The sequence below is a fragment of the Candidatus Binatia bacterium genome (genome assembly GCA_036504975.1).
Lineage (GTDB): Bacteria > Desulfobacterota > Binatia > UBA9968 > UBA9968 > JAJPJQ01.
This window is the reverse complement of record DASXUF010000049.1, coordinates 1-19957: the sequence shown is the minus strand read 5'-3', so window position 1 is coordinate 19957 and position 19957 is coordinate 1. Positions and strand designations below refer to the sequence as shown.

Genomic DNA, 19957 nt, shown 5'->3' with positions numbered 1-19957 from the left:
TGGTCGCCCGAAAGGAAGGGCAGGCGCAGGGGCCTGCCCCTACATGTGACGCCGGGGCGAAACTCTCAGGCGGCGCTTTCCAGCCGGGGCTCGGGCCGGCTCGCCGGAGGATCTTTGGAACACGAAGCGCGCCGCGATTCCTGCCCGAAGAGGACGACCTTGATCGTTTGGACAAGAATGCAGAGGTCGAACCAGAACGACATGTGTTTGATGTAGTAGAGGTCGTAGCGCATCTTCTCGATCTCTTCCTCCAAGCCGTTGGCATAACGATACCGGATCTGCGCCCAGCCGGTGATTCCGGGCCGGACCATCGAGCGCAGAGAGTAATAAGGAATCGGCTGGCCGCATTCGGGGGCGTTCCTCGACACCAGAACGAAAAGCTCGAAGTTCGACACCGGGTGGGGCCGCGGACCGATCAGATTCATATCGCCCTTGAAGATGTTCACGAATTGCGGCAGCTCGTCGAAACGGAACTTTCTCAGCCACTTGCCGACCCGCGTGATCCGGTCGGCGTTATCCTCAGCCCATTCGGAAGTGCTCCGGCGGGCCGGGTGCATCGTGCGGAACTTGAGCAGCTTGAAAGTCCGGCCGCGCCGGCCGACCCGCTCCTGAACAAAAAGGACGGGGCCGCGCGAATCCAGTTTGATGGCCACGGCGATCCCCGCCATCAGGGGCGCAAAGACGATGAGTCCCATGATGGCGGCTACGAGACTGCTGATGCGCGCCAATGCCTGGTCGAAGCCGGAGCGGCGAAAGTTCTTGGAAAAGACGAGGCTCTCCGGCGTCAGCCACTCGATCGGCACTTTTCCGGTGAGGCGCTCATAGACCTCGGCGCCGTGTTCGACGACGATTCCATGGGAGCGGGCTTCGAGGAGGATCTGGCGCACGAAAGGACGATCCAATCCAACCGCCGGCGCGACGATGATGCGCTCGGGCCGCACTTCCTCGACGATCTTGCGCAGGTGCCTCAGCGGACCCATGTAGGGATAGCCGAGCTGCTCGAGAATCCTTCTCACGGTGCGGCGGACCAGCGGCCGTCCCAGAGTCACCGAGTCGTCGACGATCGCGGCAATGACGTACTGACAAGGAATTTGGCGCTCGATTTCACGGATGAGTTTCCCGACCAGCGGGCAGTTGCCGAGAATGACGACCCGCTTGAGAAAAGCCCGGCGTTGTAGAAGACCATAGATGCTCGCGCGCAGAACCCACAAGAGACCGGTCACGGCCGCGACGCCGGAGATGAGCGCCGCCGTGGGAATCGTGCTTTGCGGAACGAGAGTATAGATCAGCCCCAGAAACAGCAGCATCAGGGGCACGGATCGAAAGAGCCGCGGCGATACTTCGGCGAGGCTCCGGACGGCGCCGCGACGGTAGAGACCGTTGGTGTATAGAGCGGCGAGGCAGCAGAAAGAAAACGCCAGCGCCCGCTCGGGCGGCGCCGTTAGGAAGCCTCCGTCCTTCGGCGCGGCGCTCCCCCAAGCCGACAGCAGCGCGTAAGCCGCGCCGAAGATGGCGCCGCCTTCGAGCAAGAACAGGATCGCGGCAATGCTGTTTTTGAGCGCGGTCATTTCTGGGCGAGCCGAAAAGAAGTTTGGGAAGAAGCCGCGGCTTTTTTCAGCCGGTCGCTCCACGCGGCGCCATTGCCGCCGTGGGAACGGCCGGAAGCGTAGTAATAGTAATCGTAATAACGCGAGAGCGGGACGTCGTCGCCGTTGAACACGAGACCGACGACTTTCGCCGGATCGACGATGTTCAAGGCTTCCTCCAGTAATTTTCTCGGCGTTTGGTGCGCGGCGACGACGATCAAGAATCCCTCGACCCACCGGCCGATGACCCGGCAGTCCGGAACCGGAACGATCGGCGGCGTATCGACGACCACATAGTCGTATCTCCGGCGCGCCTCTTGGACGAGCGCCGCGAGCTTCGGCGATTTGAGCGCCTCGTACGGGGGATCGAAGCTGTGCCCGGCGGTTACGATGGAAAGGTTGAACGTCGGCAGAGCGATCTCGACGTCTCGAAGCGCAACGTCCGGATTCAGAACGGCATCGATCAGACCCGGTTGCTCGAGATGATCCATCCCGAAATGGACCGCCACCGACGGGTGGCGCAGATCGGCGTCGATCAGAAGAACGCGGTTCTGGGCGGCTTGGGACAGCGTGGCCGCTATGTTGATCGCCGTGAGCGTTTTGCCGTCGCCGCCTCCGGGGCTGGTGATCGCGACGACGCGAAGGTTCGGATCCTGTTCCAGCGCGCAGCAAAGAGTTCGATACTGCTCGGACTCGGGCGACGCCGGGTCGAGAAGGCTTACCAGGTGATCGTCGAGGCCGCCGAGCGGCGCTTCCATAGGCGGCTTGGGCCGCGGCGCGGGTTTTTCCCTGGCTGCGGTCTTGGCCGCCGCGTCGGCCGGGCGATCGTAGACCGCAGCGCTTTTGCTCGGACCCGCTTTGGCGGCCCGGCTCGGGGAAATCTCGCGCGGGCGCTCCGGGACGCGCCGCCGCTCGGCCTCTTCCTCCCGCGCCCGCTCCAGCTCCGCTTGCTCCAATGCCTCGAAGAATTTACTCATAACATTCGCTTACGTAAGAAAAGACGTGAACCTGAATCGAACGGATTCTTGCAGAAAGGCCGCGAGCGCGCTGAACAGGGAGCGTAGCGCCTCGATGACGGCGCCCTCCACCTGAAGCGAGAAATCTTCAAGCGCGCCCAATCTCAATACGAAAAATACCAAGCCGAGAACCAACACGGCCGCCAGCGCGCCGGAGAGCCAATGAAGCGGCGCCTTGACCATTCGCCACCCGGCGCGGCCGAGCGCCGGTTTCCGCTGCGGGCGCTCGCCTTGCTCGAGATAGCCCACGACCTCATCCACTGTTTCCGCATCGATGCGCCGCTTCTGTTCGGCGTAGCCGAAGAGGAGCGAGTGATCGCAGACGATGTTCACGAGCCGTGGAATGCCGCGCGCATACTTGGCGATCCGGCCGAGCGCGGCGTCGGTGAAGATGTCGGCGTTCCTGGCGCCGGCGATCTTCAGCCGATGCTGAACGTAGTCGCAGGTCTCGTCGGCGGTGAGCGGCCGGATGACCGAGCGGAGCGCGATCCGCTGCTTCAACTGGCGCAACTCGGGCAAATCGAGCTTGGCCTGAAGTTCGGGCTGTCCGGAGAGGAAAATCTGCAAGAGCTTGTCCGTCGGGGTTTCAAAATTCGACAGCAGCCGCACCTGCTCCAAGGCCGGCGGGTCGAGGTTCTGCGCCTCGTCGATGATGAGCACGGTATTTTGCCCGGCGCGCCGCCGATCGATCAGAAAGCTGTTGAGCGCGAAGAGCCGCTGGGATTGGGAGCTGAGGTTGTCCATGATGCCGAAGTCTCTCAGCATGTATTCCACCAGCGCCTCGAACGGCAGCTTCGAGTTGAAGATGAAGGCGACTTCGGTCCTCTCGTCCAGGCGGCGGAGAAGCGTCTGAATCAAAGTCGTCTTTCCGGTTCCGACCTCGCCGGTGAGAACGATGAAGCCTTTTCCTTCCTGAACGCCGTAGAGAATCTGCGCGAGGGCCTCGCGATGGCTCGACGTCAGATAGAGAAACTTGGGATCCGGCGTCGGATTGAAGGGCTTGAGCTTGAGTCCGTAAAAGTTCAGATACATGGCCGATTCACTGGCGCGCCGGAGTCTCGGCGGCGGGCTTGCGGCTCAACTTATGGACGAGCCCCTCGTTTTCGTGGGCGAAATAATAGGAAAAGCCGATCATCAAGACCACGCCCGCCATCGCCGCGGCGATCTGAAGACCGAGGCGCCGTCGGTCCCGCGCGCGGTCCTTTTCCGTCACGATGCGGCGAATGCTCGCGAGCACCGGCACTTTGGTAAAAGCTCTCAGATGATCGATCGTGTGAAATGAAGGATCGATCTGCTCGGCGGCCATCACCACGGCCATGGCCAGGCCGATGGAAAAAACCAGGCCGAGAAGCTTGAGGAAGAACCGGTTGGGCGCCTCGGGGAGCTTCGGTGGAAGGGCCGAATCCAAAACGCGGAACTTCTCGCCTTTCTGATTTTGCTCCACGTTCTGCGACTGCTCGGCCTCCGCGTAGCGCTTCAAAAGCGAGGCGTAGAGCTCCTTCGTCGCCTCGTAGTCGCGTATGGCCTCCGGCGAGTCGCGCGCGGCTTCGAGCTTTCTCTGATAGCCGGCGATGTTTCCTTGCAGGCTTTTTCCTTCCTGCCGGAGGCTGGCAATCTCCGTCTCCACTTCGCGAAGCTCGTTTCGTACCTTCTGCACCGTCGGGTCGGAGGAGGCGCCCGCTTTCGACTTCACCCCTGATTTCACGTCGCCGCCGCCGCTCTCGAGCGCGGCGATCTCGTTTTGGGCTCGGATCACGTCGGGATGCTTGTCGGTGAGCCGGCTCTGAAGCTCGCCGAGCTCGCGCCTGAGCTTGCCGAGATATTCGCTCCGGCCGCGCGGATCGCCGATGGGATCCAGCTCCGATAGCTGCTTCGAAAGCGCTTCGCGGCGATCGCTGGCGCGCGCCAGGCGCTCCGCGTTCAGCCGGAGCTGATCGCCCATGCGCTCGTAAGTGACGAGCGCCGACCCGCCCGCTTCACGCCCGCGGATGCCCGCGACTTTCGCTTCCTGCGCGTCGAGCTTCTTTTTCATCTCGTCGAGCTGCGTTTTGAGAAACGCGGCGGTCTCGGCCGCTTGCTGCCCGCGCATCTTGCCGTTTTCCTCGACGAAGTAGGACGCCAGCGCGTTGGTCACGAGCGCGACCGTCTGGGGATCTCTTCCCTGATAGCTCAAAGCGAACGCGACCGTGGCGCGGTGGCCGGGCTCTTGCTCGACGTTTTTGAGCTCGAGACGAATATCGCGCCGCATCACATCCACGATGTCCTCGATGGGGACGCGGTTCTGGAGCTTGGGATAGGGATTGAAGCGGAGAATCGCCTCCTGGAGCCGGGCGCGGCTCAAGACCTGTTGATTGATCGTCTGCAGCCGGGTTTCGACCTCGGCGGGCAAGGCGGCGGCCTTGCCGGAGATATCGCGCAGTTGGTCCTGACGCACTTGTTCCTGATCGACCAGCACGGTGGCCGTGGCCTGGTAAAGGTCGGGAAGAAAGGCGGCGACGCCGAAGAAGAGAGCGAGCCCTATGACGAAGGCGGCGAGCGCCAGGAACTTGCGCCGCTGCCACACGGCCCGGAGCCACTCCAGACTAGCGCCTTTTTCTAGCTGTTCTTCCATGATCGCTTCTCTTTCAGACTTGCGCTTCTTTTATCCCCTCAGCCCTCATCCTTCCTTTTTACTTTACGCCGCTACGACCAGCGTGCAATCGATTTCGACCGCGACGCTGCGCTGCAAGAGATCGATCGAGACGACGAACAATCCTTTATCCGGCTTGATCCTGAGCAAAATGCCCTCGACGTCTTTCAGCGGTCCGCGGCTGATTCGGACGCGTTGGCCTTCGCGCACGAAGGAATGGGGCACGGCCCGGTAATCGCTGTTCAGCACTCTCTGGATGCTCTCGATCTCGTTTTCGGGAATCGCCGCCAGCCGGTCCCAGCGCTCTCCCAGTATTCGCACCAGGCCTCGGGCCTTGCAGATCTCGCAATAACTCCGTTTATCGATCGCGCGGCGAACGAACAGGTAGCCGGGAAACAAAGGGACCTGGGTCAGGCAGCGGAGTCCGGCGCGCCGCGACCAGACGTTGATTTTGGGCAAAAATAAATCGAATTGCTTAGCGGCCAGTTGGTCGTGAACCAACTGCTCGCAGTGGCTGTGGGTCCACAGGGCATGCCACTTCGGCTCTCCGACTTGGACATTCTCCCCTTCGTCGTCGCCCGGCCAAAGGGCCGGGTCCATCATAAGTTTCGCGTCGAGCGGCAAGGCTTCGCCCCCTTCGGTTCACATCCTCATCGCCAGGAGGAACCGACCCCGATGATTTTGACTTTTTCTCCTCTGGCCATTTGCCCCAAAAAAAAGCGAGGCCGGCCCGGTTAGCTTCCCGCTTGATTCACGGGATTGAGATCATTTTTGTTCGCAACAAATTCTCGGGCTCGCCGACAATTTAATTTTGCCGATTACGACTTGAACGATGAGTCGCTCTGAAGGTTGACTTCGTAGATGGCATCCGGCTCCGGTTCGGCGCCGTCCTCGACGACTTGTTCGAACATCTTGCGCAAATCCGCGCGCGCCCGTTCCCGTCTCCGTTTATAGGCGATCAAAGCCCGTGGGTCGCTGGACCAGGTGCGGCCCCCGTCGACCGAGCAAAACTCGAAACGCTTGCCCTGGAGTTCCACTTGCTTGAGCATGAAGGCCTCCTTTATCACTGCGCGCTGCTTCTAATTTGGATTTCACACCGTTCATGAGAATACCCGATGAGGGCCAGTATAGTTGCCTAGGGAAAAATCAACAGGGGGGGAATCATGGAAATGCCCGCAGGAAATGCCTGACCCAATTAGGGGAAATCCCCGACTGCCGTGAATCAATTTTGAACTTGCACTTTTTTTCCGGCCGGTATTTAAAAGCGCGGGCATGTTATGCGCTGGCGCGGCTTGGCGCCGCCGCTCGATGATCCGCTTCGCCCGACGACCTGTAGAGCGCCAATTTCGTATGGAGAGTCTTGGACGTGATGCCGAGAATGCGCGCGGCCTGGGCCTTGTTGCCTGCGGTCGCGGCGAGCGCGCTTTCTATCGCCTGGCGCTCGGCGTCGGCGAGAGTTACGGGGGCGATATCGTCGGACTTTTTAGGCGCCGGGCCGAGGCACAGCGGCATCAGTCCGCCGCCGGTCAGGGCCGGACCGGGTGCGAGCACCGCGAGCTGCTCCATCGCGTTGCGCCGCTCGCGCACGTTGCCGGGCCAGGAATGTTCCTTCAAGGCGGATGCAAAATCCGGCGTCCACGGAAGCACCGGCCGGCCGTACTTCTCGGCAAACTGCTCGAGAAAATAACGCGTCAAGAGCGCGATATCGTCGCCCCGCTCGCGCAGCGGCGGCAGCTCGAGGTGAAAAACGCTCAGGCGGTAAAACAAATCGGATCGGAGTTTTCCATCTCGGACCGCTTGCGTCGGCGCGTGGCTGGTCGCGGTCACGACGCGCTCCAACACCGGCACGGCATCGGCCGCGCCGATGCGGCGTACCTGATTTTCCTCCAGCACGCGGAGAAACTTCGCCTGCACCTCGGGCACCATCTCGTGATCTCGTCGAGAAACAGTGTGCCGCCGTCGCACTGCTCGAGGCGCCGTTCCTGGTCCATGCCCTTGGATCCGGGCTGTGTCCGGGACAGCCCTTTAACCGAGGCTTTTGAGCGCGCGGCATCCATTTTGTCCGCGTGCCTTTCTCTCATGGTTGCGGGCACATTCTAAGCTTCCCCGGCGAAACGACCCAATGAGGTGGATTCTCTAAATAGAGAAAGAAAAACCCTGAGCGGGGCGCGCCACTCTCGCTCCGCGAGGAATCTCAAATTTCAAATTTCGGATCTTGCGATTGGCCATCCCCAGGGCTTGGGACGCGCTTTCATGGTCCGGGTCCTGGAAGAGATTTGAAAACTCGGCCGGGAGGAAAGATGAGCGAGAAAGAGAGATCAAGCGCCGAACTTGATCCAGTTGTAGAAGATGTCGAAGCGATAGCCGACGTTCTTAACGGTGAGGATGTGTCCGCCTTCGTAGCCCAATTTTTGCCTGAGGCGCTGGATGTGGACGTCGATCGTTCGGGAATCCACTTCGGAGGCTTTGCCGTAGCCCCATATTTTTTCCAGGAGAAATTCGCGGCTGAGCACCTCGCCTCGGGTTTCCATCAGCGCTCTCAGCAGCTCGAACTCCTTGGCCGTCAGCTTGATCGATTTTCCGTGGATCGACGTTTCCGCGCGCTGGAGATTCATCTCGATGGCGCCGGCGCGAAGCGTGCGCGTCGATGAAGCGGGAGAGACGCCGCGGCGCAAGACTTTGACGGCTTTATCGTTCATACGATCTTGACGCAAAAGTTACGGATCGTTGTTCGCATGGTTTTGCCGCCGCTCGATCAAGAATGCGCCCTTCGCATCGTCGAATTCAGATCCGACAGGATGCTCTTTTTCAGAACGAATCCGTCGGCGCCGCTCTCGGTCGCCGCCTTGCGATAGGCTTCCTCTTCGTGAACCGTCAGAATGATGACCTTCACCTGAGGCCGGCGCGCCTTGATCCGGCGCGTCGCTTCGAGGCCGTTCAGTCTGGGCATGGTGATATCCATGAAGACGATTTCGGGCCGGAGCTCATGCTCCAGACGCAACGCTTCTTCTCCATCCGCCGCTTCTCCCACCAAGCGAAACTCTTTTTCTTTTTCCGAGAGCCGTTTGACCGCGCGTCGAAATCCCGCGTCGTCGTCGGCCAATAGGACAGAGATCGACATTACCTTACATATAAACGGCGGCCCGGAAAGGAACAATCGGGTAAAACCTGAAATTCACAAAAGGAATTCCTTGAGTGCAGTTACGGTTATCGGCGATTTTGCAACGATTTCCCCGGGAAATCCCTGCAAAAAGCGTCCGTCCGGAACACCTAAGGCTGCTCAAAAAAGTACAGGCTGCAAAAAGATCTCAGTGGCAAGCGCAATCGCCCGCACGTGGGTTTCTCGAAGGGCCGATGCGTGGGACGGGGCGCGTCAAGCGTACTTCAATATTTTTCTTATAAATCTCGTGCCGCGTATCACAGACGTATCGCATCGGCCCGGAGCGAGACCCGCGGGCGGGCGGCATATGAGATTTTTGAGCAACCTGCTTTACGGTTGTATCAAGCCCGTGCGTATGGCGTAGCGCACGAGGCTCGCGGTCTCGTGGACGTCGAGCTTCTCCATCAGCCGCGTGCGGTGAGACTCCGCAGTCTTAACGCTGACTCCCAGCACGACCGCGATCTCCTTGGTCGTCTTGCCTTCGGCGACGAGTTGCAAAACCTGCCGCTCGCGCGGCGTCAATGGATCGGACGGAAGATGCGTCTTGGAAAGATAAGCTTCAACCAACGCGCGCGACACCCCGGGACTTAGGTAGACCGTTCCGCGATAAACTTCCTGCACGGCTTGAATCAGGTCCGGAGTCGCCTGCGTCTTCAGCACGTAGCCGCGTACGCCTGCGCGCAGCGCTTCGATGACGTACTGGTCTTCGGTGTGCATGGTCAAAAGGATCGTTTTCGTCTTGGGCGAGCTCTGAATAATCTCGCGCGCGGCGTCGAGTCCGTTCAAGCTCGGCATGGCGAGATCGAGCACGGCCACGTCGGGATGAAGCGAACGGGCCAGCCGGATCGCCTCGTGGCCGTCCGACGCCTCGCCCACGACTTCGAGATTTTCCCTTTCGAGCACGGCCTTCAGGCCCTGGCGAAACATCAGATGATCTTCAGCTAACAAGATTCTCATTCTCATTATTTACCCCTCCAAAGGCACCGTGATCACCATCTCCGTGCCTTGCCCCGGCTTGGAATGGATTTCCAATTTTCCTCCCAGGACGGCGATGCGCTCGCGGATTCCGAGGAGACCGAGACTCGGCTGTCCCTTTCGCACCATCGTCGCGGACACGTCGAACCCGACGCCGTCGTCTTTGATCAAGCAGAGAACCGCGCCTGCCTGGCGCTCGATGTGAATCGAAGCGTGCTTGGCCTGCGCGTGTTTGGTCGCGTTGTTGAGCGCCTCCTGGACTGCGCGGTACAGAGCCGTCTCCACGGTGGCCGGCAGCCGGCCGTCGCGCCGGCCCTCCACGGTGATCGGCAGGCCGGCCCGCTTCGAGACGCCGCCGGCGAGAAATTCCAGCGCCGGTAAGAGCCCGAGATCGTCGAGGATCGTCGGCCGAAGCTCGTGCGAGAGCCGGCGCAATTGACCTTCGACCTTGTCGAGAAGCCGGCGGACTTCTTCGATCTGACGGCGCGACTTGGTCGGCAGGTCGCGGGAGATCTCTTCGAGCGCGATGTGGACGCAGGCGAGAAACTGCCCGGCTTCGTCGTGGATCGCGTGGGCGATCCGCTTGGCCTCTTCCTCGAGCTTGTCGTTCAAGCCCCTGAGCGCGCTCGTCGCGTCGTGGAAGCCGCGGTACGCCATCTCGAAGGGCGTCAGGCTCTCGGTGAAAAAGTTTTTCGCCTCCTTGAGCACGCGCTCGGTTTCTTCCGGCCCGCTCACCGGCAAAATCCCGGCGAGCGCCTCGTGGTGCAGCGTCGTTATATCCAGAAGCCCCAGCTCCTGGGCCACCGCCGCGCGCCCCAGCTCGTAGGCGCGCGTGAGCGCGGCCTCCCCGGGACTGGCCAGATAATCTTTGAGCGCGGAGGCGTATTCGGCTTCCAGTTGTTGCAGCGTCATGATCGACTCTTCCGCTCCGATCCCATGTAGCGCACGACCAGCACAAGCGCGTCGTCGTTGCCCTTGGAGTCCTCCGAGAGAATTTGGCTGGCGATTTTTTGCGGCGGGTTTTTCAAGTGCGGCGCCGCGTTGAAGCCGTGGCGGATGCCGTCGGTGGCGAAGATGAGCGTATCGCCAGCCGTTACCGGAATCGCAGCGGCGGCGAGCGGCGGCAACTGATGCCCGAGGACGCCGCCGCGCAGCAGCAGAGATTTTCGCAGAGGACTCCCATGGTCCGCGCGGAGCAGCAGGCCCTCGACGTTGCCCACTCCGGCCCAGGTCATCACTCCCTTGGCTCCATTGAACGACGCGAGACTCATCACCGCGCCGCGAGTCCCGCGGAGCGTTTCATGACAGCGCTTCAGCAAAGCGAGGATATTATCCTCGGCGTGGGCGACGAGAATTTCCGAGGCGCACTCGGCGGCGCGATGCGCCTCGTCGCCGTGGCCGATGCCGTCGAGCACCGCCACCAAGGCACCCTTGGGAAACGGCTGCACCACGTGGCAGTCGCCGCACTTGGGATTCCCTCCCAGCGCGGCATGGGCCACGCCCCAGTCGAGCACCGTGTCCGTCAGAGCTTCCATTTTTTCACCGTTACGGTGGTGCCGTGCCCGATCTCCGAGACGATGTCGAACTCGTCCATCAGGCGCCGCACTCCCGATAGGCCGAGCCCCAGGCTGCGCGAGGTGCTGAATCCCTCTTCGAGGGCGCGCTCGACGTCCGGAATGCCGGGACCGTCATCGCGGGCGACGACCTTGATGCCGCGCTTGGTGCCGTTTTCCGAAACGCCGAGGATGATCTGGCCGGTGTTGGCGTAAAGAATGATGTTGCGCGCCAGCTCCGAAATGGCCGTGGCGATGAGCGCGAGATCGGTCGAGGTAAAGCCCAGCTCCCGCGCCAGCTCGCGGCCTTTTTGGCGCGCCGTCACGATGTCGATGTCGGCGTTGACCGGGACGGTTATTTCCTGGCTGGCCAAGGTTAGATCCTTTTCTTATTCGCCGGCGCGGTGATCGTCCGAAGTTTTTTGTCCAGGTAGGCGAGACCTTCCTCCAGGTCCAACGCGGTGGACACGCCTTCGAGAGTCAAGCCCAGTTGCACCATCGCGAACGAGACCTCGGGCTGGATGCCGACGATGACGGTCTCCGCGCCGCGCAGCCGGATCATGTGCGCCAGGTCGCGCAAGGTGCGCACGGCAAAGGAGTCCATCACGTCCAGCGCGGTGACGTCCACGATCACGCCGCGCGAGCGATACGTGCCGACCTGGCTCACGAGCGCGTCGCGTAGGTGCAGCAAGTCGGCGTCGGTGAGCGCGGCCTGGATGCTGGCGATGAGATAATCGCGTTGCTTTAGAATCGGAACTTGCACGGCGGCGCCCTCTAGCTTTCCGGCGGCGGCTCTTCGATCGGCGTGACCTTGTAGCCCAACAGTCTTTCGGCCTCTTCGATGCCGCCTTGCAGATCGCCGACGGTATTCATCTTGCTCAAATCGACGCCGATGTTGACGAGCGTTTGCGCCAGCTCGGGCGACAGGCCGGTGACGATCACCACGGCGCCCAGGAGCCGCGACGCCTCCACGGTCTGGACCAGATGGTTCGCCACCGTCGCGTCCATCGCGGGCACGCCGGTGATGTCCATGACCACGACGCGCGCGCGGTTGGTGCGGATGCCGCGGAGCAATTGCTCGGTCAACTGGCGCGCGCGCAGCGGATCGACCATGCCGATGATCGGGAGAATCAGCAGCCGCTCGCGCACCGGCAGCACCGGCGTGGAAAGCTCGCGGATCGCCTCCTGCTGCTCGCGGATGATGCGCTCGCGCTCCTGCACGAAGCTCACGGCGACCGTGCTGCCGATGCGGTTGGCCGCCGGCTCGTAGGCGTCGAGCACGCGGGAGAGCTTGTCGAAGTCCTGGCGGTATTTGGAAAACAGCGAGCGCGCGAGAACGTCGCGCAGCAAGAGCACGATGCCGACGACCTCGTGGGTTTCGACGCCGCGCGGGATGATGCGCTCGGAGAGATTGCGCGCGTAGTCCTGCAGCGCCTCGACGGCGCCGGTCTCCAGCACGTCGACGTAATTGTCGTAGACCGCGGTCGCTTCGGCGAAGATCTCTTCCTTGCTCATCGCCGTGAGCAGTTGGGCTTCGGTGATGCGCCGCGCCCATTCCTCGCGCAGCTGGGTCCGGGATTGGCGCAAGTGGGCGACCAGCTCGCGCAGCAGCGCCGCCGTCGATTCGGTGACTCGATGTACGGGAATAGGGTGGGGATTAGCCTCGGCCATGCGATACCTCCTCATCTGATGCAGTTTCTTCCTCTATTAGAAGTTGTCAAGATGCAAGTGTGCATTGGCAACTAATCTGAGGTGAATACCGGAAAAAATCGCGCCGAACCATCAGGTGATTCCCTGAATTCGGCTCTAGAAACACCTGAAGTCCGCCGGCGGTAAAGCACGGCAAGGGATGACGAAAATGGACCGGATTCTTTAAGGGGCCGGCTTTACGCCCGATCCCAATTTCTGCCGCAGGGCCGAGAGCCTGTGCTTGAATTCGTCGCTCTGCCGGCCGCCGCTTAGAACTTTCTTCAATTCCTGAAACTCCTCGGGTGTGCCGTAGATCACGAGCGAGCCGGAGACCGGATCGAGAACGATCCGCGGCGAGTTGGTTTTACTCGAGGTCAATTTTTCCGCCAGCTCGCCCGCCTGATTCCGTTCGACGGGATAAACGAAGATGCGCCGCCGCGAGCCCGACCAAGCGTCGATGCGCTCGAGCCACGGGCGCGCTTGCTGCCAGGCGCTTTCGCCGCGGGCGACGACAAGGATTTGATTGGCACGAGGCAACGGGATCAGCTCCACCGGAGCGACTTCGTCGGGCTGGACGGAGAAGAGATAAGTCCGCGTCAACTCGGTCATCGCGGCCGCCAACTCCTCGGCGCTCGCCTTCTTGGGCGCGAAGATCTCCAGGCGCGCGCCGGCGAAGGCGGGTGCGTCGATCAGCTCTTTGATCTCTATGATATCTTTAATGTTCGACGGAGCGTCGACGATCGTGAGGGTTTTTCCGCCCGACTGTTCGAGCACCGAACCCCCCGGCGTCACGAGCGGCGCGAGCAAATTTTTTATCTCCGCCGCCGGCCGATGGTTGACCGGAACGGCTTGGGTGACGAAACCCGCAGGCACCGGCTGGGCGGGCGCGCCGGATGAATTACCGAGTCCGCCGGGCGCTGTTCCGGGAACCGGCGGGCGAAGTTGAATCTCCTGGGCCGTCGCCGCGGCCGCATCGCTCTTTATGAGAGGCAATAAAAGGAGCAGAAGAATCGGGAAGGCGATAGAAGGTGAAAGGTTGAACCATTTCATCCTTCATCCCTCATCCTTAGACCAAGCGCACCCAGGCTTTTTGCAGGGACGTGGCGTAGCCGATCGCGGCGGCGGCCTTGATTCCGTTCGCGTGCAACTCGGCGACGAGCGCAGGCGCGTGTTTTTCCGGCAAGGCGATGAGCAGCCCACCCGAGGTCTGCGGATCGAAGGCGACTTCCACCACGCCCTCGCGGATGGCGCCGTCCACGGTGACCTTGTCCTTCAAATATTCCCGGTTTCTTTTGCAGCCGCCCGTGAGATAGCCTTTTTCCGCCAGGCGGTGCGCGCGGCGCAGCAGCGGCAGCTTGGCCGACTCGAAGATCAAGGTGACGCTGCTGCCGCTCGCCATCGCCAGCGCGTGGCCCAAAAGACCGAAGCCGGTGATGTCGCAGCAGGCGTGAACGGGATATCCGAGCATGATCTTCGACGCCGTGTTGTTGAGCGTGGTCATCGCGGCGACCGCCGCCTGCACGCTCTCCTTGGGCGCCTTGCCTTTTTTGAGAGCGGTCGTGATGATGCCGGTTCCGAGCGGTTTGGTGAGGACGAGCGCGTCGCCCGCCTGCACGCCGACGTTGCGGATGATCTTGTCGGGATGAATGACGCCGGTCACCGCCATGCCGTATTTGATCTCCTCGTCGATGATGCTGTGGCCGCCGATGACGGCGACTCCCGCCTCGCGCGCCTTTTCGGCGCCACCTTTTAAAACCTCGCCCAGCACCCTCATGTCCATTTTGCCTTTGGGAAAGCAGACGATGTTGAGCGCGGTCTTGGGCTCGCCGCCCATCGCGTAGATGTCGCTGAGGGAATTGGCGGCCGAGATCTGGCCGAACGTCAGCGGGTCGTCCACGATCGGCGTGAAAAAGTCCACGGTGTTGACGATCGCCAGGTCGGGGCGCAGGCGAAAAACTCCGGCGTCGTCGGAAGTCTCCGTTCCCACGATCACGTCCGGATAATCGAATTTTGGAAGGCTGTGCAATACCTGCATCAGGTCGGCCGGGCCGAGCTTTGCCGCTCAACCCGCAGCCGCGACGTGACGCGTGAGACGCACTGCCTTCTTTTTTCTTCTGATGAGCCTCATCGTTGACAGCTTAGCAGCTTCCTCGGCCGGATCGCGAACTACCGTTCGGCGCTCTGCCTTGCGGCGGGCGCCGGCGCTTTGAGCCGCCTGGCATCTCCGACCCTGACCGTGATCCCTTCCCGATCAAAGTGTTCAAGGAGGGCAATCGTGTATTTGCGACTGGAACCTAAAAGGTCGCGGAAGGTGGCCGCCGTGATCTCGCCGTTTTCGGAGAGATATTTATATAAAACGGTCCTGACCTTGTCAACGCAATCGGCGAGGAAGTAAAGATCCGTCGCCACGCGAACGATCGATTTTTCCCGCTCCATCACGCGCATCACCTCGGCGACCTTGCCGCGCTCGGCGCCGAGATCTTTTTCCATCTGCTTCAACTCCGGCGGCGCCATGGGATTGACGCCGAGCATCTTCTTGATTTTTTCCGTGAGCGTCTTTTCCTCGGCGCGGAGCTCGACGCGATGGCCGGGAAGGCGGAGGATGCTGCCGTCGCGCGCGACGGCCTTCGCCGACTCCAGCATCTCGACGAGAATGCGAAAGAGCCGCGACGGGATCGCGTAGGGCAGCTTCGCGCGCAGCTCTTCCATGTCCATGCCGGCGGCCAGCGGGTGCGCGGCGTGGTGCGCCTTCAGCGTCTCGGCGATTTTTGTTTTGAGCTCGCGCCATTTTTTTTCGGTCGTATAGAGCTTTTCGCCTTCGGCGCTGATCGTGAGAAGGTTCGGCGTGCGGCCGATCCAATCGCGGACTTCCTCTTCTTTCAGGTTGAGAAAATGGTACAGCGGCGCGATCGCCGCCGCGAACTCCTCGCTCTCTTCCATGAAGCGCTCGATCAGACGCGGCACGTCGTCGCCGGACAGCGCCGCCAATCTTATTTCGAGGTCGGCCTCGCCGCGTTTGTGCCGCTTGGGCCATGGGTGGATCACAATGCCGCCGCCGAGCGTGCGCTGCGCGGTCTCGTCCCGCACGATGAAATGATCGCCGCGGAGCGCGAGCAGCGGCTCGCCGAGCACGATCTGGCAAAACGCCGCCTCTTTGGGCTCGAGCTTTTCCTTAGGGCCGAGAACGATGAGCTTCGCCAGCCGCTCCGCCGTGCCCAGATGAATCCGGACGCGCTGGTGATTCTTGATGCCTTTTTTCGCCGACGGCCTGACTTCGAGGCGGGCGTCGAAGCGGTCGGTCGTAAGAGTTAACTTCTCGTGGCAGACGACGTGGCCGCGCTCGACGGAGGATTTTTCCAGCCCGGCGAGATTGAGCGCCACGCGCTGGCCCCAGCCGGCGGATTCGACGGGTTGGTTGTGGACCTGGAGGCTGCGGACGCGAAACGTCTGCCCTCCCGGCAGAGCGCGCACGTGATCGCCGGTTTTGACTTCGCCGCTGAGGCCGGTGCCGGTGACGATGACCCCGTGTCCTTGCAGGAGAAATACGCGGTCCACCGGCAGACGGAAATAACCCTGGGGCGGCGGCTTCTTGACCGCCTGAAGCCTGCGGACGATCTCTTCGCGCAGCCCGGGAAGACCGCGGCTGGTGACGGCGGAGAAGGGGAGGATCGGAGAATTTTCCAGAGCAGTTCCGAGGGTAAGAATCTTGATCTCATCCTCGACCTCTTGAATCCGGGACTCCGGAACGAGATCGACCTTGGTGATGAGAAAGATGGCGTGCTTGACACCGAGCAGATGCACAATGTCGAGATGCTCTTCGGTCTGCGGCATGACGCCGTCGTCGGCCGCCACGGTGAAGAGAACGAGGTCGATGCCGTGCGCGCCGGCGAGCATGTTCCGGATGAAGCGCTCGTGTCCGGGCACATCGACGATGCCCGCCTGTGTTCCGTCCGGCAGATCGAGGTGAGCAAAGCCCAGGTCGATCGAGATGCCGCGCTCTTTTTCTTCTTTGAGGCGGTCGGTGTCCTCGCCGGTAAGGGCCTTGATCAGGCTCGTCTTGCCGTGGTCGATGTGGCCGGCGGTGCCTATGATAAACGGCATGTTTCGATTTTAGATTCTTGCTTTTGAAAAGTTGAACACAACGGCTTCAAGAAAATTTATCGCGCCAAGACGCCAAGGACGCAAAGGAAGAAAATATTTCTCCGAACTTGGCGCGCTTTGCGCCTTTGCGCGAGACATCTTTTTTCCCGATTTCGTGAGCCAAATTCAAGCGAAAATTTCAAGAATCTTTGGCCAGAATTTGATTCTCAACTCAAAAGTCAACCTTTAAAATTCGGAATCAAGTCGTTCGGGTCGAAGATCGCGCGCAGGTCCAGCAGAAAACGGTCGTCCTTGATGCGGCCGATGATCGGCGGGTCGGCGCGGCGGAATTTCTCGGCGATCCGCTCCGCGCCTAGACTCTTGTGCTCGATGGCGACGACCTTCGTGGGAATTTCTTCGGTCGGGAGTGCGCCGCTGCCGATCTGAGAGGTGGAGTTCTCGAGCGCGACGCGAAAATCTTTTCCGAGCGCGTTTTGAAGCGAAGGAACCAGCCGCTCGCCCATTTTTTCGATATCGCCGAGCGGGCGGGTGAACGCCTTCAGCGTCGGTATCTCGGCGGCGACGTCGGTCGATTGCCGGTAGAGTCTCAGCGTCGCCTCCAGCGCCGCGAGCGTAAGCTTGCCGCAGCGGAGCGCGCGATGAAGCGGGTTCTTGCTCGTCTGCTGGATCAGCGCTTTCTTCCCTACGAGGAGTCCCGCCTGCGGCCCGCCCAGAATTTTGTCGCCGCTGAACGTGACGACGTCGGCGCCGAGGGAGATCCGCTCTCCGACCAGCGGCTCCTTGGGCAGGCCGTAGCGGCTGAGATCGATAAACGCGCCGCTGCCGAGGTCTTCCATCACGGGAATTTTATGTTTCTTCCCGATCGCTGCGAGGTCGGGGAGATCGACTTCGGCCGAGAAGCCGACGATTTTGTAATTGCTGGTATGAACTTTGAGGAGCAGCGCCGTCTTCTTGCCGATGGCTTTTTCGTAATCCTGCGGATGGGTCCGGTTGGTGCTGCCGACTTCTTTCAGCACCGCGCCGCTCTTTTCCATGACTTCGGGAATACGGAACGCGCCGCCGATCTCGATCAGCTCGCCGCGCGAGACGATCACCTCTCTGCCGTCCGCCAGTGTATTCAGCGCCAGAAGAACGGCGGCGGCGTTGTTGTTGACGACCGTGGCGGCCTCGGCGCCGGTAAGTTCCACGAGAAGACTTTCGATCATCTCCTCGCGTTTCCCGCGCTTGCCTCGAGCCAGGTCGTATTCGAGATTGACCGGACTGCCGCCGACGCGGGCGACCGCGTCCATCGCCGCCTGCGGCAGCAGCGCCCGCCCGAGGTTCGTGTGCAGGATCGTCCCGGTCGCGTTGACGACGCGAACGAGGCTGGAATCGTTATTCAAGGTGATTCTTTTTTCCAGGCGGGTCAGAATGGAGTCTTCGTCCAATTCTTCGGCCGAGGCGACTTTTCCCTGCCGCACGGTGGCGCGAATTTCGTCGAGGATACCGCGGCATTGTTGGGCCACGTAGTCGCGACTGAAGCGCGCGAGCAGGAGATTGCTTTTGGGATGATTGAGAAGGCGGTCGATGGAAGGGAGTTCCCGCAGGAGATTTTTCCCGGCGTCCATATATAGCAGGAAGCTTCCTACAAAGAGGGGTCAATTTCAACCAGGATGGATCAGGCTACTTTACGGGAATCACTACGAACCGGCGCGTTTGGCCGCCCACTACTCTGCTGATGTGGCCGCGACCGGTCGTGTCATCGGCCAGCATGACGTCGCCGGGTCCGAAGCGCCGCTTGGTGCCGTCGCCGATCTCGATCTCTACCTGACCCGAGAGCGTGATGACGTACTGGCGTCGGGGGGCCGGGTGCCAGTCCTTAAAGTAGATGGATGGCTCCTCGCGAAAGATGATGCCTTCGCCGGCCTGAAGCTTCTCGATTTCCACCTCGATCTCCTCGAAGTGCGAATGGCCGTCCGTGCCGGCGTAGATTCGCGTGACTTTCATAGTGTGGTTGTTCTAGAAAAGTTCGAGTGGAAAAGCAAGATGAACGTCACTCGCGGAAGCGGGAGCCCAGGTGACGCCCAAGGTCTGTCGGCAGTTGCAAACGGCTTGGTTGATATTCGGAGCCAACTCGGTTAAGCGAATCGGAATGCTTTTCTCCAAGTCTTTCCGCCAGGGCGTGAGAGCCGCCGTGCCGGTATGGATCGCGTTCATCCCTTCGTCGTTTGCTCTGGGAATGGCGGCCAAAGGCTACGGCCTCGGCATGGAAGAGATCGTCCTCATGTCGGCGCTCGTGTACGCCGGCCCGGCGCAATACGCCGTGGTCGAGCCGCTGGCGGAAGGCAGAGCGGCGCTGCAAATTCTTATCGCCACGGTGCTGATGAATCTCCGCTTTCTTCCGATGAGCGCAACGATGGCGCCATATTTTCGCCGTGTAAAATGGACACGGCTTCTCTGGGCGGCGCATTTTATCAGCGCCAGCAGTTTCGTCCTGCCGTACGTGCGCTTCCAGAAAGAGGCGGAGGAAGCCGCCTCCACCGGCGCCGCGGCTCGGACGAGCGACGAGCACCTGAGCTTTTTTCTCGGTATCGGGATGACCGCGTGGTGCGTCTGGGTGGCGGGCACCGCGGCCGGTTACTGGGCGGCTCTCAGTATCCCGGCGGGATTTGAAGAGGTCTTTAAGTTTATTTTGCCCGCTTACTTCGCCTGCATCCTTGTCGTGGACTTGCGGGAACCAATTGCCGCCGCCGTTTGCATTGTAGCTTTTTTAGCAGCGGTGCCGGCGGCACTTTGGAATCTCGATTGGGGGTGGATGATTGCGGCGATCGTCGTGGCGACGATCGCGTGGAGAATCGAAGAATGGCGCCGCGCTTAGCTATTATCGTGGGGATGGCGCTCGTGAGCTACGCGCTCCGCGTCGTCCCGCAGCTTCTGTTAACCGGGTGGAGTTTTCCTCCGGCCTGGGATCGTTATCTCCGCTATCTGGCTTATGCTCTGGTCGCGAGCATCGTCTCGACCACGCTCTTTATTTCCGCTGGGCACTTCGACGCCGCTCCGGCGCCGCGCCGCCTGATCGCGCTGGCGATCGCCGTCGCGATCGCCTGGCTGACGCGCAACGCGGCCGTGGGCATGCTGACCGGAACGGTGGTCGCCCTGCTTCTCTCATGGCTCGCAGCGCCGTAAGGTAAAAGCATGCCGGAGCTGCCGGACGTAACCATATATATAGAGGCGCTGAAGCGCCGCATCCTGGGCCAGACGCTTCAGCG

The 19957-nt window shown here is 61.4% G+C and carries 21 protein-coding genes and 1 pseudogene; 2 read left to right on the top strand and 20 right to left on the bottom strand.

Going from position 1 to position 19957, the window contains the following annotated elements; genetic code table 11:
• Positions 1–65: 65 nt before the first annotated feature.
• The 20 genes and pseudogenes from VGL70_06265 to VGL70_06170 form a co-directional block, all read right to left on the bottom strand.
• A complete protein-coding gene (locus tag VGL70_06265; protein ID HEY3303123.1) occupies positions 66–1568 on the bottom strand; it encodes a sugar transferase in 1503 nt (500 codons plus the stop codon).
• The gene (locus VGL70_06260; protein HEY3303122.1) at positions 1565–2563 is read right to left on the bottom strand and encodes a CpsD/CapB family tyrosine-protein kinase; all 999 of its coding nucleotides are present in this window, start codon (positions 2561–2563) and stop codon (positions 1565–1567) included. Before VGL70_06260 ends, VGL70_06265 begins: the two co-directional genes overlap by 4 nt.
• A gap of 9 nt (positions 2564–2572) precedes the next feature.
• A complete protein-coding gene (locus VGL70_06255) occupies positions 2573–3634 on the bottom strand; it encodes an AAA family ATPase (protein HEY3303121.1) in 1062 nt (353 codons plus the stop codon).
• Positions 3635–3641: 7 nt separating this feature from the next.
• On the bottom strand, positions 3642–5213 hold the full coding sequence (locus VGL70_06250) for a hypothetical protein (protein ID HEY3303120.1): 1572 nt from the start codon (positions 5211–5213) through the stop codon (positions 3642–3644).
• Positions 5214–5276: 63 nt separating this feature from the next.
• Positions 5277–5834, bottom strand: a complete 558-nt coding sequence (locus tag VGL70_06245; protein ID HEY3303119.1) for a transcription termination/antitermination NusG family protein — start codon at positions 5832–5834, stop codon at positions 5277–5279.
• Between the two features lie 215 nt (positions 5835–6049).
• Positions 6050–6280 (bottom strand): hypothetical protein, encoded by a 231-nt coding sequence (locus VGL70_06240; protein HEY3303118.1) that lies wholly within the window; start codon positions 6278–6280, stop codon positions 6050–6052.
• Between the two features lie 226 nt (positions 6281–6506).
• Complete coding sequence (locus tag VGL70_06235) at positions 6507–7157, bottom strand: sigma 54-interacting transcriptional regulator (GenBank protein ID HEY3303117.1); 651 nt, start codon at positions 7155–7157, stop codon at positions 6507–6509.
• A 392-nt stretch (positions 7158–7549) separates the two neighbouring features.
• Complete coding sequence (locus VGL70_06230) at positions 7550–7930, bottom strand: response regulator transcription factor (protein HEY3303116.1); 381 nt, start codon at positions 7928–7930, stop codon at positions 7550–7552.
• 56 nt (positions 7931–7986) lie between these two features.
• A complete protein-coding gene (locus VGL70_06225) occupies positions 7987–8352 on the bottom strand; it encodes a response regulator transcription factor (GenBank protein ID HEY3303115.1) in 366 nt (121 codons plus the stop codon).
• A gap of 369 nt (positions 8353–8721) precedes the next feature.
• Positions 8722–9354, bottom strand: a complete 633-nt coding sequence (locus tag VGL70_06220; GenBank protein ID HEY3303114.1) for a response regulator transcription factor — start codon at positions 9352–9354, stop codon at positions 8722–8724.
• 3 nt (positions 9355–9357) lie between these two features.
• Positions 9358–10278: an ATP-binding protein gene (locus VGL70_06215; protein ID HEY3303113.1), complete on the bottom strand. Its 921-nt coding sequence runs from the start codon at positions 10276–10278 to the stop codon at positions 9358–9360.
• Entirely contained in the window at positions 10275–10901 is a 627-nt protein-coding gene (locus VGL70_06210; protein ID HEY3303112.1) for a SpoIIE family protein phosphatase, read from the bottom strand. Before VGL70_06210 ends, VGL70_06215 begins: the two co-directional genes overlap by 4 nt.
• Positions 10889–11293 (bottom strand): anti-sigma regulatory factor, encoded by a 405-nt coding sequence (locus VGL70_06205; protein ID HEY3303111.1) that lies wholly within the window; start codon positions 11291–11293, stop codon positions 10889–10891. The genes VGL70_06210 and VGL70_06205 overlap by 13 nt, the downstream gene beginning before the upstream one ends.
• A 2-nt stretch (positions 11294–11295) precedes the next feature.
• Positions 11296–11682: an STAS domain-containing protein gene (locus VGL70_06200; protein ID HEY3303110.1), complete on the bottom strand. Its 387-nt coding sequence runs from the start codon at positions 11680–11682 to the stop codon at positions 11296–11298.
• Positions 11683–11693: 11 nt separating this feature from the next.
• Positions 11694–12590 carry an STAS domain-containing protein gene (locus VGL70_06195; GenBank protein ID HEY3303109.1) on the bottom strand — a complete coding sequence of 299 codons (897 nt, stop codon included), beginning with the start codon at positions 12588–12590 and terminating at the stop codon, positions 11694–11696.
• 201 nt (positions 12591–12791) lie between these two features.
• Positions 12792–13658 carry a hypothetical protein gene (locus VGL70_06190; GenBank protein HEY3303108.1) on the bottom strand — a complete coding sequence of 289 codons (867 nt, stop codon included), beginning with the start codon at positions 13656–13658 and terminating at the stop codon, positions 12792–12794.
• Between the two features lie 16 nt (positions 13659–13674).
• Positions 13675–14658 (bottom strand): annotated as a pseudogene (gene selD, locus VGL70_06185) (selenide, water dikinase SelD).
• Between the two features lie 116 nt (positions 14659–14774).
• Positions 14775–16709: a selenocysteine-specific translation elongation factor gene (gene selB / locus VGL70_06180; GenBank protein ID HEY3303107.1), complete on the bottom strand. Its 1935-nt coding sequence runs from the start codon at positions 16707–16709 to the stop codon at positions 14775–14777.
• A 218-nt stretch (positions 16710–16927) separates the two neighbouring features.
• Positions 16928–18316 carry an L-seryl-tRNA(Sec) selenium transferase gene (selA, locus tag VGL70_06175; protein HEY3303106.1) on the bottom strand — a complete coding sequence of 463 codons (1389 nt, stop codon included), beginning with the start codon at positions 18314–18316 and terminating at the stop codon, positions 16928–16930.
• Between the two features lie 55 nt (positions 18317–18371).
• On the bottom strand, positions 18372–18695 hold the full coding sequence (locus tag VGL70_06170) for a hypothetical protein (GenBank protein HEY3303105.1): 324 nt from the start codon (positions 18693–18695) through the stop codon (positions 18372–18374).
• A 145-nt stretch (positions 18696–18840) separates the two neighbouring features.
• Here VGL70_06170 and VGL70_06165 point away from each other — a divergent pair, with 145 nt between their 5' ends.
• Together VGL70_06165 and VGL70_06160 are read left to right on the top strand one after the other, a co-directional pair.
• Positions 18841–19566 (top strand): AzlC family ABC transporter permease, encoded by a 726-nt coding sequence (locus VGL70_06165; GenBank protein HEY3303104.1) that lies wholly within the window; start codon positions 18841–18843, stop codon positions 19564–19566.
• A complete protein-coding gene (locus VGL70_06160) occupies positions 19551–19874 on the top strand; it encodes an AzlD domain-containing protein (GenBank protein HEY3303103.1) in 324 nt (107 codons plus the stop codon). The genes VGL70_06165 and VGL70_06160 overlap by 16 nt, the downstream gene beginning before the upstream one ends.
• The last annotated feature ends 83 nt before the right edge of the window (positions 19875–19957 follow it).

Bases quoted from the DNA above. Each gene is read 5' to 3' on its own strand.
- VGL70_06265 (HEY3303123.1), bottom strand. From the start codon at position 1,568: ATGACCGCGCTCAAAAACAGCATTGCCGCGATCCTGTTCTTGCTCGAA.
- VGL70_06260 (HEY3303122.1), bottom strand. From the start codon at position 2,563: ATGAGTAAATTCTTCGAGGCATTGGAGCAAGCGGAGCTGGAGCGGGCG.
- VGL70_06255 (HEY3303121.1), bottom strand. From the start codon at position 3,634: ATGTATCTGAACTTTTACGGACTCAAGCTCAAGCCCTTCAATCCGACG.
- VGL70_06250 (HEY3303120.1), bottom strand. From the start codon at position 5,213: ATGGAAGAACAGCTAGAAAAAGGCGCTAGTCTGGAGTGGCTCCGGGCC.
- VGL70_06245 (HEY3303119.1), bottom strand. From the start codon at position 5,834: ATGATGGACCCGGCCCTTTGGCCGGGCGACGACGAAGGGGAGAATGTC.
- VGL70_06240 (HEY3303118.1), bottom strand. From the start codon at position 6,280: ATGCTCAAGCAAGTGGAACTCCAGGGCAAGCGTTTCGAGTTTTGCTCG.
- VGL70_06235 (HEY3303117.1), bottom strand. From the start codon at position 7,157: ATGGTGCCCGAGGTGCAGGCGAAGTTTCTCCGCGTGCTGGAGGAAAAT.
- VGL70_06230 (HEY3303116.1), bottom strand. From the start codon at position 7,930: ATGAACGATAAAGCCGTCAAAGTCTTGCGCCGCGGCGTCTCTCCCGCT.
- VGL70_06225 (HEY3303115.1), bottom strand. From the start codon at position 8,352: ATGTCGATCTCTGTCCTATTGGCCGACGACGACGCGGGATTTCGACGC.
- VGL70_06220 (HEY3303114.1), bottom strand. From the start codon at position 9,354: ATGAGAATGAGAATCTTGTTAGCTGAAGATCATCTGATGTTTCGCCAG.
- VGL70_06215 (HEY3303113.1), bottom strand. From the start codon at position 10,278: ATGACGCTGCAACAACTGGAAGCCGAATACGCCTCCGCGCTCAAAGAT.
- VGL70_06210 (HEY3303112.1), bottom strand. From the start codon at position 10,901: ATGGAAGCTCTGACGGACACGGTGCTCGACTGGGGCGTGGCCCATGCC.
- VGL70_06195 (HEY3303109.1), bottom strand. From the start codon at position 12,590: ATGGCCGAGGCTAATCCCCACCCTATTCCCGTACATCGAGTCACCGAA.
- VGL70_06190 (HEY3303108.1), bottom strand. From the start codon at position 13,658: ATGAAATGGTTCAACCTTTCACCTTCTATCGCCTTCCCGATTCTTCTG.
- selB (HEY3303107.1), bottom strand. From the start codon at position 16,709: ATGCCGTTTATCATAGGCACCGCCGGCCACATCGACCACGGCAAGACG.
- selA (HEY3303106.1), bottom strand. From the start codon at position 18,316: ATGGACGCCGGGAAAAATCTCCTGCGGGAACTCCCTTCCATCGACCGC.
- VGL70_06170 (HEY3303105.1), bottom strand. From the start codon at position 18,695: ATGAAAGTCACGCGAATCTACGCCGGCACGGACGGCCATTCGCACTTC.
- VGL70_06165 (HEY3303104.1), top strand. From the start codon at position 18,841: ATGCTTTTCTCCAAGTCTTTCCGCCAGGGCGTGAGAGCCGCCGTGCCG.
- VGL70_06160 (HEY3303103.1), top strand. From the start codon at position 19,551: ATGGCGCCGCGCTTAGCTATTATCGTGGGGATGGCGCTCGTGAGCTAC.